11 protein-coding genes are annotated in these 14013 nt (G+C 61.6%); 5 read left to right on the top strand and 6 right to left on the bottom strand.

Translation table 11 applies throughout. The features are described 5' to 3' along the window. Window positions 1-513: 513 nt before the first annotated feature. Window positions 514-1671 carry an MFS transporter gene (locus JS533_RS09420; RefSeq protein WP_241514163.1) on the bottom strand — a complete coding sequence of 386 codons (1158 nt, stop codon included), beginning with the start codon at window positions 1669-1671 and terminating at the stop codon, window positions 514-516. A 244-nt stretch (window positions 1672-1915) separates the two neighbouring features. Here JS533_RS09420 and JS533_RS09425 point away from each other — a divergent pair, with 244 nt between their 5' ends. The 4 genes from JS533_RS09425 to JS533_RS09440 all read left to right on the top strand — a co-directional run bounded on the left by JS533_RS09425 (window position 1916) and on the right by JS533_RS09440 (window position 4789). Next, window positions 1916-2560 carry a response regulator transcription factor gene (locus JS533_RS09425; protein WP_241514164.1) on the top strand — a complete coding sequence of 215 codons (645 nt, stop codon included), beginning with the start codon at window positions 1916-1918 and terminating at the stop codon, window positions 2558-2560. A 453-nt stretch (window positions 2561-3013) separates the two neighbouring features. Further along, on the top strand, window positions 3014-3742 hold the full coding sequence (locus tag JS533_RS09430; RefSeq protein ID WP_241514165.1) for a sensor histidine kinase: 729 nt from the start codon (window positions 3014-3016) through the stop codon (window positions 3740-3742). A gap of 31 nt (window positions 3743-3773) precedes the next feature. Then, window positions 3774-4256, top strand: a complete 483-nt coding sequence (locus JS533_RS09435) for a DUF2087 domain-containing protein (protein ID WP_241514166.1) — start codon at window positions 3774-3776, stop codon at window positions 4254-4256. A gap of 65 nt (window positions 4257-4321) precedes the next feature. Then, window positions 4322-4789, top strand: coding sequence for a hypothetical protein (locus JS533_RS09440; RefSeq protein ID WP_241514167.1), 468 nt, complete (start codon window positions 4322-4324; stop codon window positions 4787-4789). A gap of 224 nt (window positions 4790-5013) precedes the next feature. Here the strand turns inward: JS533_RS09440 and JS533_RS09445 are convergent, their stop codons facing one another. From JS533_RS09445 to JS533_RS09455, 3 genes are all read right to left on the bottom strand, one after another. Then, window positions 5014-7260, bottom strand: a complete 2247-nt coding sequence (locus JS533_RS09445; protein WP_241514168.1) for a hypothetical protein — start codon at window positions 7258-7260, stop codon at window positions 5014-5016. A 148-nt stretch (window positions 7261-7408) separates the two neighbouring features. Then, entirely contained in the window at window positions 7409-7849 is a 441-nt protein-coding gene (locus JS533_RS09450; protein WP_241514169.1) for a chorismate mutase, read from the bottom strand. A gap of 75 nt (window positions 7850-7924) precedes the next feature. Further along, window positions 7925-8359: an Lrp/AsnC family transcriptional regulator gene (locus JS533_RS09455; RefSeq protein ID WP_241514183.1), complete on the bottom strand. Its 435-nt coding sequence runs from the start codon at window positions 8357-8359 to the stop codon at window positions 7925-7927. Between the two features lie 316 nt (window positions 8360-8675). On the opposite strand from JS533_RS09455, the gene JS533_RS09460 reads away from it, so the two are divergent. Then, window positions 8676-10001 (top strand): pyridoxal phosphate-dependent aminotransferase, encoded by a 1326-nt coding sequence (locus JS533_RS09460; RefSeq protein WP_241514170.1) that lies wholly within the window; start codon window positions 8676-8678, stop codon window positions 9999-10001. Between the two features lie 83 nt (window positions 10002-10084). Here the strand turns inward: JS533_RS09460 and rho are convergent, their stop codons facing one another. Next, the gene (rho, locus tag JS533_RS09465; protein ID WP_241514171.1) at window positions 10085-12184 is read right to left on the bottom strand and encodes a transcription termination factor Rho; all 2100 of its coding nucleotides are present in this window, start codon (window positions 12182-12184) and stop codon (window positions 10085-10087) included. A gap of 195 nt (window positions 12185-12379) precedes the next feature. Then, window positions 12380-13969: an NAD(P)/FAD-dependent oxidoreductase gene (locus JS533_RS09470; protein ID WP_241514172.1), complete on the bottom strand. Its 1590-nt coding sequence runs from the start codon at window positions 13967-13969 to the stop codon at window positions 12380-12382. Between the last annotated feature and the right edge of the window lie 44 nt (window positions 13970-14013).

The raw sequence follows: 14013 nt of genomic DNA on the forward strand, positions 1-14013 counted from the left end.
GTCATATCGGACTGTCATCCTGTCGTATCGTCTTCCGTACCATCCTTCGTATCCATCCCGCCGTACGCCGCCCCGTTGCACAGCCCTGCCTCCTGTCGTACCGTCCTAATGTGCCGTCTATGCCCACACTCCATCCGGCAGATGGTCCGATTACGATAATCAAAAAACCGTTGTGGGCACAGACCGGACATTTACGAACCGCGGCCGCACGGCAATCGTCTGAATTCAACCAAATTCTGTCCGATCGTGGGCACAGACGGTACATTATCGAGATCGAATCGTGGGCACAGACCGGACATTTACGCGATTGTGGGCATAGACCTACCATGAAAGGGGTGTTTTCGGCCTGTTCGTGGTAGGTCTATGCCCACATGGTCGGTTTATACCCACGATCCCCAGATCCCGATCCCAGATCGGCCCGTCCACGTTCCTAGATCGCCCCGTCCACGTTCCCAGATCAACCCGTCCACGTTCCCACCAGATCAACACGGGATCGGATGCCAAAACCGAACGTCAGGAACGGGCTCTGCCGCTCATACAGACGTAGACCATCGGGATGAGGAACACCGGAATGGTGCACATCGCCGCCAACTGCAGGTGGGATTGACCAAGCAGACCGACCAGCGGCTGCAATATCGCGATGCCCAACGTGGACAGCAACGATACGACCGACATCGCCGACGCACGCTCGTCAGGATCCACGCGCGCGTACACCTTGCCGCAGAACGCGTTCATCGCCAGACCATGCGCGCACACGCTCACGAAGAACGCAACGATCAGCAGCACATCATTGCCGCACCAGGCCGTGACCGCGATGCACACCGCGTCGATCAGCAAGTATGAGACCAGTCGGGCCGGCGTGGAACCAAACCGCCGCCCCAACCGTCCGGCCGCCGCCGTGCCGCCGTTCATCGCGATCAAACCGATCAGCTGCAGCCACATCGTGCTGTAATCGTCGCCGAGCAGCAACGGCCACAGCATCGCGATCGACATCGCGCCGATGTCCAACGCCACGACCATCCAACATTCCGGCACACGGATGCCGCCCATCACCGACCGCCACATGTCGCGGAGCAACGTGCGCAACGTCACCGCACCCGCGCTTCGGTCAGCGGCGACCGTCATGTCGGGCATGCGCAGCAACGTCACGATCGCCAGCAGATACGCCGCTCCCGCCCCGACCCAGATCAGCGACGGGGCGATGGCATACAGCGCCGCGCCGACCACGCCGCCGGCGATCACGGACAGACCGATCGCCTCGCCCAATTCGGCAAGCTTCGTTTCGGTGCGACTGCTCGTGCCGGACCGCCGTTCCCGCTCCTCCTGCTCGGCGACGTACAGGGCCGACGCGGCGCCGGTCTCCGTGGACGAACCGAAACCGGTGAGCAGTTCGCCGGCCACCACCATCCAGAAGTTCGACGAGTCGATCAGAAAACAGACGAACCCGGTCAATCGGGCGGCCGCGCCAAGCACCATGATCTTCTTGCCCGACCATTTGTCGAACAGCACCGAGGTCGGCAACTCGCAGATCACCGACATGACGTCGAACAGCGAATTCGCGACGGCGATCAGGGCCAAGGACAGTCCCGCCTGCCGAAACGCGATCACGTAATACGCCAGAAAACAGCCCTGACCAAAATACACCAGCGCGTTATACCGTTTCGCGAGCATAATCCCACATTCTCATATCTCTCCCAATACTTCAGCAATCATAATATTTTCACTCGCACAATCCAGAAGACAAATCGAAGCATCCGTCATGTCACCTATGGGAATGTTGTCAAACATCCGATACACTAGGACATATTCCCCTCAAACCGAATACCGGTAGTTCACAGCAACCATATGGGCAGCCATAATCATGGATGACATATAAATGAAACGTCGGATTACAAAACATATAAGATAGATCATCATGAAACATATCGTCATAGGGCTCGTAGATAACGATCCGCTTACCACCAACGCGCTCTCAGGACTTATCAAGAGCCACTTCGGCGAGCGTGTTGGAATATGGTCCACTTCCGACGAATATGAAGCCATACGCCGTTGTCTCGAAGCCGCGACCAGACCAAACCTATTGTTTTTGGACATGAGCATGGAACATCTTAGCGGCATAGAGGCATGCAATATCATGCGGCAGCATATCAGCGATATGCCGATTATTGGCATTACCTCATTTTCCCTGCAAACATATCAAGAACGTATAGCAGACGCCGGAGCGCAGGCATTGGTTTCCAAAACCGATATCGATAGCATGTTGAATATCATAAGTAGCGTTCTTAACCACCGACCATACCAAGTCGTACCGCCCTTTCTCTCAGTCACAGAGGCATACGACCGTATTCAATATAAGCCGAAGACAACCGTGTCATTACTCACCAGACGCGACGCCGATATCATGGATCTCGTAGCGGAAGGATTAAATAACAACGAGATAGCGGCACGCCTCAGCATATCGGAATCGACCGTAAAAACCCATATCGAACATATTTTAGATAAACTCGGAGCACATAATCGAACACACGCTGCAGTAATCTGGATCAAAGGACGTCTATGAAAAACCTAAAGCATCATGTTCATGATAGACATGTTCATGATAAAAAAACGATCATAGCATTGACCATATTAGCTCTAGTCTTTGCGGTATATTTCATATGCGAAACAATCATCCTTTGGCCTCTTTCCACGATTATCATCGTTTTCTCCGTGTTGCATCTCGCGCTTCTTGCACTTATTCCCTACAGGCCAAAAATGGCAGCACCGGCACTTCTCATTATTGCCTGCCCCTATGTGGCCCTCCCCGACCAGCATGGACCATCAATGCTGTTCGGCATCTGGCTATCCTTAAGCATCATCGGATACTCCTATACAACAGGATGCGTTGTCTTCTTCGCCCTCGTATCAGCGCTCAGTCATACGATCTCATATTTTCTCTACCCGTTCGGCACCTATCCATTGGCAAGCGCCACGTCTTTGGGAATGTCATTCTTCTTTTTTTGCGGGGATCGGCATGGCTATACGACACAACCAACAGGTTCAAGAACTCATCAGACGCAACCACGAACTCGAAGATGCACGACGTCGTAATCAATGGGCCAGTACGATTCACGACAACTTGACGGCACAACTGTCGCTCATAGTTCTTCTAGCAAAGAATGAAGCACTCCACGATCATGACCGCAGCACTCTGAATACATTGGACAGCATCAGCTCCACAGCGGAAGATCTTCTTGCCATCGTTCATGAAATCATCGATACATTATCTTGCTCAGATCAGAACAAACACCATGCCATGATGATGCTACGCGATGATATATTGCAAGTCACCAGCAAAGCAGAAGCACGTCTTCACGAGGTTGGACTCACAGGCGATACCATCATAGAAGGCAACTTTGACGACGGTATAGTATCCCCGGACAGACACATGGCAATCATCGCATTACTGAACGAACTCTATAACAACATACTTCGTCACGCGAGTCGCGAAGCAACCTATTTATTACGAATACAGTTTCAGCCAACATCTTGCACGATAACTCAGATGAATGAAATATCCCTCAAACCAAAGCTACTACAACAAGGCGGATTCGGACTCAAAACGCAACAGCAAGCGATTACGAATATCGGCGGCAACATTATCACGGATTCCGATGGAAGGACATGGATATGCAGAGCCACCATTCCCCTGTGCACACCACCATCGGCAACCGTAGAGCCAAGCGCAAATCAATACCGATAGGCAATAGTGCAACCTTGGAAAGGAATACGACATGGATAAGAATGCCGAGCAGACACTCCGCGAATGCCGGATGCTGTTGAGCATGTTGCGGACGCCGAAGCTGCGGGATGATCTGGCGAAGGTGCTGGCGGGTGACCCGTCCGGCGTGACCGGGCCGTTGAAACAGCTGGGATGGCTTTCGGACGATGCGGAGTTTTCCGTGGCCGGGCTGGCCGAGGCGCAGGAGCGGCTCAAGGATCTCATGTCCGATCAGGGCATCCTGCTTATGGATCGTGTCCATTCGTTCCCGCAGGCGGAGGATGAGCGCGAGGCGATGCTGCGCGCGATCGGCGGGCGGGTGTTCGAGAACATGGGCGCGCGGTCGTGGCTGACCGAGGCGGAACTGACCGCGCGACTGTCGATGATGGTCGACGATGCCGCGGAAATCCGCCGTTATCTGATCGACCGCGGCCTGATCCGGCGAGCGGAAGACGGGTCACGCTACTGGCTCGGAGACGCCGAGCCGACCGCATGATGAAGTTCCATGCCATTCGGCGCACGGCCCCGCGGTATGATTGACACGATTATCGAGGGGGCCCGATGAGCAGTGCAAGCGTGGATATCAACGATCAGGTCGACGATCTGTCGGCGGACGAGGTGATCAACGACAAACCGCTCAAGCGCGCGGTGTGGATCGGCTTCGTACTGCTGGCGATCTCGATGTTCATGCCCGGCAAGGGGCTGCTCGGCACGCTGCGCGAAATCATCATGACGGCCGGCGCGTGGACCATCATCATCCCGCTGCTGCTCGTCGCATGGCACCAGCACAAGACCAAGCGTCACTTCGGATTCTTCTTCCACATGCTGTTCCCGATCATCGGCTCGCTGATGGTGGCCGCGCGCATCGTGCTCGTGCCGATGGGCATGTCCACCACATTCCTGAACCTGTGGTCGATCGGCGGCACGTTCCTGATCTTCCCGCTGGTCCAGCAGCTCATCGAGCTTGTCTCCGGCAGCGTCGACATGGAGACCGGCGGCCGCCAGATCCGCTTCGATCAGGACATCTGAGCCGTTTCCCGGGGTTGATGGCCAGGTAATGCGGTATCGCGCTTCGCGCGATGCTGTTTGTTTGGCGGCCGTTGGCCGCGGAGCTCCCCCACCCGACTTCGTCGGGAGCCCCCTCAGTGAGGGGGGGGCCGAGGCTACCGCCAGCTTCTACAGCAGGAGGATCACGTGCGACGGCGGGAATCGTCGTCGCAACACAGCGCCATACGGCCGCGATTCCGAGGCGGTCAGTTGGCGACCATGATGACGAAGCGGGCGGTCGTGCCGTTCGACAAAGCTGTGCCGAGATCGGCGAGGCTGCCGTTGTCCTGCAGGGCTTTGACGGCGGCGGTGAGTACGTCCGCGGCGTCGCCGATGGACAGCGTTTCGCTGATGTGATCGTCGCCACCGGGGATCAGCAGCGTCGCGGATCCCATGCCGCGCATGCCGTACGCGACGGATGGGGTCTCGTTCGACGTCGCCGCGGACGACGAGCCCGCAGCGGTCGTGCCGTCGATGTTTCCGGATGAACCAGAGCCAGCAGAGTCCGACGACGCATCAGCCCCAGACGACGCGCCGGCGCCTCCACCGATCGACGAAATGCCGCCGGCGAAGCTCATCACATCATCCTTGCTCATCGACGTGGTGTCGTCCACCAGACTGGTGATCTGCCCGGAATCCTGCGCCTTGCGCTGTTCGGCGGCGGCCTTGCGCCGCGCGGCGGCGAGCGCCTCTTGCCGCTTGGCCTCCACGCTTGCCGCGATGCCGTCACGCGCCTGCGTCGACGGGAACACGGACGTGCCGGATCCGCTGGCGGCATCTTCGACAGTATCCCCGGTGCCACCGCTGCTGATTTGGCCACCGTCGTCGGAGCTCTCAGCATTCGTGGCACCGGACTCACCGGCCGCCCCGGCTCCGGTCCCCGTCCCGCCATCGGAGTCCCCGTTCTCGAACTCATCCTCGTACCGCAGCAGCAGCGACTGAATCGCCTGCGCCGCGCCCGTATGTTCACTGGCGGTGGCGAGCGCACTCATCGCCGCATCCACTTTCGCCTGATCGTCCTTGAGATCGGCGATGGACGTGAAGTCGTCGTTGGTCGCATCGATCGCCTGCTGCTGGTAGGCGGCCGCCCCGGCCGACGTGCCGCCGGTGAGTTCACTCAGATGCTTGGTGTACGTGTCGGTGTAGGCCATCGAATACGGGATCATGGCCTGCGAAAGCTGCGATTGCCCGGCGCTGTAGCCTTTGGAGCCTTGCGTCGATTCGATGCCGGCCTGTTGTTTGAGTTCGACGACCAGCCCGTCCGTGCCCTGCTGTCGGATTCTGCGAATGATCGCATCGACTTCGTCGGCAGCCCCGGTGTGCCGGTGTGCGGCGCTGACCGAGTTGACCGCGTTGGCGAGATCGACCACGGCGGTGGCGAGCGGGGTGTCGCCGCTCAGTTCCTTGGCGGTGCCGATGAGCGCCGGCAGCTGCGTGGAAGTGCCGATCGAGCCGGACAGGTGCGTGGTGTAGGAGCCGACGTATGCGGCCATGTACGCATCGAACGCCTGCCTGTGCGCGGCGGTACGTTCAGCGAGCGTGGTCTTCGCGAGTTCGCGTTCGTGGTCGCGCAATGCGGTCAGCTGGCTGATGAGTTCGTCGTTGCCCTGGCCGCTTGTCCCGTTGGCCACGTCGGTGAGCGACGACGCGCTTGCGGCGAGTCCGTCGATCTGCGAGACGAACGCCGCTGCGTCGCCGGCCGGCACCGCGGCGAACGTGACCGCGCTCATCGAGAATCGTTTCGCCGTGCAGTACACGCTCACGTCGAGTACGGTGCGATCGGACGTCGCATCGATGTTGCCTTCGGCGAGATCCTCGATGATGCCGCCGTCGTCGGCGACGTGTCCGCCGGCCTTGCCGACGGCCGTGACGAGCATGTCGGAACCGTTCTGCGTAACGATCGTGCCATTGTTGGCGCTGATGTCGCTGGCCACGTCGGACGGCACGGTAAACGCGACCATCGGCACGAGCCGTTCGGCCTGCGCGGCGATGTCTGCCGAGGCGAGCGGATTGCGTTCGACGATGACGCGCACGCCGACCAATCCGGTCGCGCCATCGACTTCGGCCGCGGTTTTCTGCGGCCCGTCCAGCGAGTAGGTGACGCGGATCCTCCACGGCAGCGCCTCCGTGCCGGCGTCGGTGCGGGTCACGGCGTTCGTGGACGAGTCAGAGGAGCCGGAGCCGCTGGTCCGGGCCGGATCGGCCGAACCGGTTGCATCGTCCGTAGAACTGGCCGAGTCATCGGCCGAACCGTCCGTCACATACACGCCACCAGACGGCCCGAACAGGACGTTCGCAACACCGTCGCGCGTCGTCAACGAGGCGAAGACGCCATGATTCAAGTAACGACTTGCGGCGATCGTACTGCTGCCTGCCGCAGTCGACGCGAGTCGAACGGACGGATCCCCCGACCCCACGCCGATCAGCGTCACGCTGACGGCAAGCGAAAGCACGGCACCGCAGCATCGTGTCACCGCTCGTCCGACACGATTCATGCCGCCTCCCGTCGCTCGTCTGTCGCGATCATCCAACCATCCAACTGAGAGTTATCTAATCCGACGGTCGGACAGCGGACCGGCGCACGGCGAAAAACCGGACAGATCAGGCGAACACGTCGAGCACGCCCGGGTCGCCGCCGGCGGCCGCGATGCGCGCGTGACGCTTCTTCGCTTCGGTGACGACGAATTCGCGGTACATTTCGGCGATGTCCGGGTCGAGCCCGGCGGCGACGGCGATACGATGCAAACGTTCGATCTGGTAGTCCTCGCGCTTGTAGTCGGCGGGTGCGAAGCCGGCGCGCGCCTTGAGCACGCCGACCTGCGACGTGTACTTGAAACGCTCGGCCAGCAGCGAGACGATGGCCGTGTCCACGTTGTCGATGGACTGGCGAAGGGACTTGATTTTCGCCACGATCTCCGCGGTCTGCGGATCTGCGGCGGCCGTGGTCGAGTCGATGACCGTTTCGGATTCGGAGGGTTGCGTGGCGTCGGATGCGGGCAGCCAGTCGCCGCCTTCGGACTGCGTTTCGTTCGTTTCGCTCATGGTTGACAGCCTATCACCGGTTCGCTCGACGCACCATACGGCCGTTCGCGGGCCGTTCGAGGAGCGTGCGGTTCGTCAGAAGTAGGTCTTGAGGATGACGGTGCTTTCGGTGCTCACCGGCACGGTGCGGTGGATGAGGTTGAGCAGCTCCTCGAGTTTGGCCGGGGTGGCGACGCGCACGAGCAGGACGAAGCTGGGCGCGCCCGCGACGGAATAGCAGGAGACGACGCCGTCCACGTCGCGCAGCTTGCGCGGGATGTCGGCCTCGCGCGCGTAGTCGAGCGGGGTGACCGAGACGAACGCGCTGATCGGCAGGCCGCGTTGATCGTGGTCGATGACGGCGCTGTAGCCTTTGATCACGCCGCGTTTTTCGAGTTTCTGCACGCGGGACTGCACGGTGGATACGGACAGTCCGGTGGCTTTGGCAAGCTGCGCGAGCGTGGCCCGGCCGTCCGCCTCGAGCATGTCGAGGATCGTCGCGTCCTTCGCATCCACGCCGAACGGGGTCATGCCGGCCAAGGGGCCGGCTCCTTGCGCGCCGGACGCGGTTGCGTGATCGTCCTGTTCCTTCATATGCACCATCCTATCGCCGTGCCGCCATGCGCCTCATCATGCGTCCCCATACACGCCCCATACGCACCCCTCCACGGGCCGGCAGTCGGGCGACCCCTCCCCGACACGTCACACGAACGTCACAGATGCATTAATTTTACGGAATATCCAGTCTTTTTCGTAATGTTTATTACATACCATCATTTCTACCAGAACTTTTCCGAAAGGCGGTGCTCGCATGACTGATCACATGGCTGCCTATACGGCTGCTCACATGACTACTCGCGCGTTTGATGGCGCAACCGACCCGCAACTGTCCCGCACGGCCCGGGCCATCCCCCGTTCCGGTATCCGCGACGTGTTCGACCGCGTCGAACGCGTGCCCGACGCGATTTCGTTGTGCGTCGGAGAGCCGAGCTTCACCGCCGCGCCGCATATCGTCGAAGCCGCCTGCCGGTCGATCCGCGAGGGACACACCAAGTACACGAACGTGCTCGGCATCGACGCATTCCGCGAGGCGGTCGCCGCATATTCGCGCCGCGTAAAGGGGCTGGCATACGATCCCGAAACCGAAATCCAGGCGGTGGACGGCGCGACGATCGGCCTGTTCCTCGCGCTGAAGGCCGTGCTGGACCCCGGCGACGAGGTGATCATCCCCTCCCCGTTCTTCACGTCATACGACGCCGAGGTGATGATGTGCGGCGGCGTGCCGGCGTACGTGGCGCTCAAGCCGGAGCATCAGATGCGATTGAACGCCGACGACATCGAAGCTGCAATCACGCCGCGCACCCGCGCGGTCATCATCAACTCCCCCGGCAACCCGACCGGTGCGGTCACGCCCGCCGACGAGCTCGCGCGCATCGCCGACGTATGCAAACGGCACAATATCTGGGCGATTTCGGACGAGGTCTATCATCCGTTCGTCTTCGGAACCGACACGTGCGGAACGGACGCGTGCGGAACGGATACGCTCGGAACGAACGGCACAAACGGAACAGCCGGCGCCGCCCTCCCCGCCGCCCCGTCGATCGCGGCCGTCGACGGCATGCACGAACGCACGATCGTCGTCGAAAGCCTGTCGAAAACGTTCGCCATGACCGGCTGGCGCATCGGCTATCTGCTCGCGCCGGCAGCCGTCATCGAACAGACCAGCAAAATCGCCGAACTCATGCATTCGTCGGTCAACTCGACAGCGCAATATGCGGGCGAGGCCGCGCTGAACGGCCCGATGGAGCCGGTCGCCGCCATGCGCGAGGACTATCGAAGCAAGAGGCAAATCGTCATGGACGGATTGGCCGATTGCACGGCGGTACGCCTGATCGAACCGGAGGGCGCGTTCTACGCGTTCGTCGATATCCGAGCCACGCGCATGGACTCCGACACGTTCGCCCGGCGTCTGCTCGAGGAATCGCACGTCGCCGTGGTGCCCGGCAGCGCGTTCGGCAAGGAGGGCGAAGGCTTCGTGCGGCTCTCCTACGCCGGCGACGCGGGCGAGCTGCGCGAAGGCGTGCGCCGCCTGGGCGAATTCGCCATGCGTCACGGCGATCCGCTGATCGGCCGCCACACGCCCGCCTACCACCATCTCGAAATCATGGCGTAGCCGTCTCGCGACCCCAAACACACGAGGGAGCTCCCCCGATATGGGAAGCCCCCTCGTTGAGCGTTGTTCAGCGTCGGTACGGATCAGTTGCCGTTGACGGCACCGCCGTTAGCCTGCTGGCTGATCGCGGCGAGGAAGTCGCGGTTGGTGGGCGACTTCTTGAGACGCGGCACCAGCGTCTGATACGCCTGCTCCGGCTCGAGACCGCCGAGCAGTCGGCGCAGACGGTAGATGATCGGCAGTTCGTTCGGCGCGGTGAGCAGCTCCTCGCGGCGCGTGCCGGACGCGTTGATGTCGATGGCCGGGAACATGCGCTTGTCGGCCAGTTCGCGGCTCAGACGCAGCTCCATGTTGCCGGTGCCCTTGAACTCCTCGAAGATCACCTCGTCCATCTTCGAGCCGGTCTCCACCAGCGCGGACGAGATGATGGTGAGCGAGCCGCCGTTTTCGATGTTGCGGGCCGCACCGAAGAACTTCTTCGGCGGGTACAGGGCCTGCGCGTCCACGCCGCCGGACAGGATGCGGCCGGAGGCCGGCGCGGCGATGTTGTAGGCGCGGGCGAGGCGGGTCATCGAGTCGAGCAGCACGACCACGTCCTGGCCGAGCTCCACGAGTCGCTTCGCACGTTCGATCGCGAGCTCGGCGACGGTGGTGTGGTCGGAGGCGGGGCGGTCGAAGGTCGAGGAGATGACCTCGCCCTGCACGGTGCGCTCCATGTCGGTGACTTCCTCCGGGCGTTCGTCCACGAGCACGACCATCAGGTGGACTTCCGGATTGTTCGTGGCGATCGCATTGGCGATGTTCTGCAGCGTGATCGTCTTGCCGGCCTTCGGCGGGGAGACGATCAGGCCACGCTGGCCCTTGCCGATCGGCGAGACGATGTCCATGATGCGGCCGGTCAGCTTGTTCGGCGCGGTCTCCTGCTTGAGACGCTCCTGCGGATACAGCGGGGTGAGCTTGCTGAACTGCGGACGGTTCGCCGCATCCTCGACGCTCATGCCGTTGATCGAATCGATGGACTGCAGCGGCACGAACTTCTGACGCTGGTTGCGGCGATCGTTCTCACGAGGCGCGCGGATCGAGCCGTGCACGGCGTCGCCCTTGCGCAGACCGTACTTCTTGACCTGGCCCATCGACACGTACACGTCGTTCGGACCGGGCAGGTAGCCGGAGGTGCGCACGAACGCATACGATTCGAGCACGTCGACGATGCCGGCGACCGGTACGAGATCGTCCTGCGGCTCCTCGCGGCGCACGTCGCGGGTCTCGCGCTGGTCGTTGCCGTTGTCGTGCTCGTCGAAATCGCGGCCACGCATGCGACGCTGACGACGATCCGCATTGCGATCGTTGCCACGTTCCGCACGATCGCCGCGGTTGCGGTTGCGACGGGTGAATTCACGCTCGCCGGATTCGTTGTCGGACGGCTCGGTCGCGGCGTTCTGCTGCGTGGGCAGCGTGGCGAGGATGTCGTCCAGATCGCGCACGGTGTCCTCTCCCGACGGTTCGTTCGCGTCGAAACGACGACGCACGCGCGGCTGCTCGTCGTCGGAGGAGCCGAAGTCGCGGCGACGGCGCGTCATCGGACGATCCTCGTCGTTCTTGCGACGGCGGTCCGTACGATCAGTACGGTCATTACGGTCATTACGGTCCGCACGATCGGCACGGTCCCCGCCGGTCGGCTCGAAGCCGAGATCGTTGAGCAGCAGGGCCGACGCCTCCTCTTCGCGACGGCGACGACGGACCGTGGTTTCGGCGTCCTTCTTGACTTCCGGCAGTTCGATGGACGGCTGTTCGGAAACGGCTCCGGCCGGGCGCGTCACGCGCGGGCGGCGCATCTTCGGGGAGGTCAGCGACTGGGTGGCGGGAACCGCGGGGGCCGGGACAGGCTCGGCAGCGGTGGCCGGAGCTGGCTCGGCGGCAGCCGGAACGGCGACGGCCGGGGCCACGGAAGCCGGCGCGGCGGGAGTCTGCACGGACTCCTCCACCGGGGTCTTTTCCACGGTCTTCTTCTTCGGCGCACGCACCGTCACGCCGGCGGGCGCCTCGCCGCCGGAACGGGCGGCCTGCAATGTGGCGAGCAATTCGGGCTTGCGCATCGTCGACGTGCCACGAAGTCCCATCTGCTTGGCGAGCTCCTTGAGCTCGGGCAGCTTCATACTCTCAAGATTCTGGCTGGTTGCCACTCGTAATTACCTTTCCTTGAGCAATAACGGCATGAGCCGTGCCTTGCACTAAGAATGATTTGCGGTCTTGCCGCTATCGAACGTTCGCTGCACGCCATGCCCGCGAACTGGTAGATACATTACAACCGAACCGCGACCAACGCAAAACGGCCCGCCGCATGGCGCGACGGGCCGTTTCATCAGGTGGAAAAGCCGCTACTTTTCCTCATGATAGCTTTTCTCGGTGTTCACAGACCATACGTTCTTCTTGGACGTCTTGCCGATCTTGATGTTGTTCACCGCTTCGATGGCGGTGGCCATCGAATGGTCCATGTTGTTGTAATGGTGCTGGCCGTTGCGGCCGACGCAGTACAGGTTGCCGAACGAGTCGAGGTATTCGACGAGCTCGTCCATCTGCGCGTAGGTGTCGAAGTAGGCCGGATACGCCTTCTTGACCTTCTCACGGTGCGTGTCGAGCACGTCGGCGGGGCTGGCGATGACCTTCATGCGCACCATCTCGCTGATCGCGAAGCGCACGCACTCCTCCTCGCTCATGTTCCAGAACGAGTCGCCTTCATCGCAGAAGTATTCGAGGCCGATCCACACGGTGTCGTCCACGTCCTTGACCAGGTACGGGCTCCAGTTGTTGAACACCTGGATGCGGCCGACGGTGTAGCCCGGATCCTGCACGTAGATCCAGCAGTCCGGCACGATCGGCGGGTTGCCGAGCGTGGGGATGTTGGTCGTGTTCTTCAGGCGCAGCTTCTTGACGAGCAGGCCGACGGTCACGAAGTCGCGGTACGGCAGGCCGTTGGCGATGGTCGTGATGTCCTTCGGCGCGGGCTTGTCCGACGCGTCCACCGCGTTGACGAGATCCTTGATCGGCATCGACGAGATGAACTGGTCGGCGGTCAGCTCGGTGCGGTTGCCTTCCGAATCCTCGTACACGACGGAGGAGATGCGTCCGTGATCCTGCTTGACCTCGACGACGTTCGCGTCGGTGATCACCTTCGCGCCGTTCGCCGCGCAGCGCTTCTCCACGGTCTCCCACAGCTGGCCCGGACCGTACTTCGGATACCAGAACTCCTCGATGAGCGAGGTTTCGACCTCCGCGTTGGAGCGCTTCTTCGGCAGGAGCTTCTGGAACGCGTTCTTGAGCACGCCGAGCACGCTCAGGCCCTTGACGCGCTGCGCGCCCCAATCGGCGGAAATCTGTGAGGGATGGCGCCCCCACAGCTTCTCGGTGTAGCCTTCGAAGAACATCGAATACAGCTTGCGGCCGAAGCGGTTGATGTAGAAGTTCTCGAGGTTGTCCTCGGGCAGCTTGTGGAACATGGAGGCGAGGTAGCTGAAGCCGGCCTGCATGGTCATCACGAAGCCCATCGCCTTGAACGTGGCGGGCTTGAGCGAGATCGGATAGTCGAAGAAACGGCCGCCGTAGAAGATGCGCGAGACGCGGTGGCGCTTGAGCATCACCTCGTCGGTGACCTCCGGATCCGGGCCGCCCGGCTCCATCTCGTGCTCGCGGCCGAGCTTCTTGTCGTCGTAGCTGGGCGCGCCCTGCAGCGGAAGCACGTCCTTCCACCAGTCCATGATGCGCGTGTCCTTGGAGAAGAAACGGTGGCCGCCGATGTCCATGCGGTTGCCATTGTGCTTGACGGTGCGCGAGATGCCGCCGAATTCGCGGGTGGCTTCGAGCACGGTCACGTCGTACTTGTCGGCGCCGCCGTCCTTGACGAACTCCCACGCCGCGGTCAGGCCCGCGGGGCCGCCGCCGATGATCACCACGGATTGTTTTTGCGTCACGTAAGTCTCCTTATAACAAAATCAGCGATAGTCTACCCCACGCG

Source organism: Bifidobacterium amazonense, from assembly GCF_018555435.2.
Lineage (GTDB): Bacteria > Actinomycetota > Actinomycetes > Actinomycetales > Bifidobacteriaceae > Bifidobacterium > Bifidobacterium amazonense.

Coding starts and splice junctions, on each gene's coding strand:
- JS533_RS09420 (WP_241514163.1), bottom strand. CDS start 1,671: ATGCTCGCGAAACGGTATAACGCGCTGGTGTATTTTGGTCAGGGCTGT.
- JS533_RS09425 (WP_241514164.1), top strand. CDS start 1,916: ATGAAACATATCGTCATAGGGCTCGTAGATAACGATCCGCTTACCACC.
- JS533_RS09430 (WP_241514165.1), top strand. CDS start 3,014: ATGGCTATACGACACAACCAACAGGTTCAAGAACTCATCAGACGCAAC.
- JS533_RS09435 (WP_241514166.1), top strand. CDS start 3,774: ATGGATAAGAATGCCGAGCAGACACTCCGCGAATGCCGGATGCTGTTG.
- JS533_RS09440 (WP_241514167.1), top strand. CDS start 4,322: ATGAGCAGTGCAAGCGTGGATATCAACGATCAGGTCGACGATCTGTCG.
- JS533_RS09450 (WP_241514169.1), bottom strand. CDS start 7,849: ATGAGCGAAACGAACGAAACGCAGTCCGAAGGCGGCGACTGGCTGCCC.
- JS533_RS09455 (WP_241514183.1), bottom strand. CDS start 8,359: ATGACCCCGTTCGGCGTGGATGCGAAGGACGCGACGATCCTCGACATG.
- JS533_RS09460 (WP_241514170.1), top strand. CDS start 8,676: ATGACTACTCGCGCGTTTGATGGCGCAACCGACCCGCAACTGTCCCGC.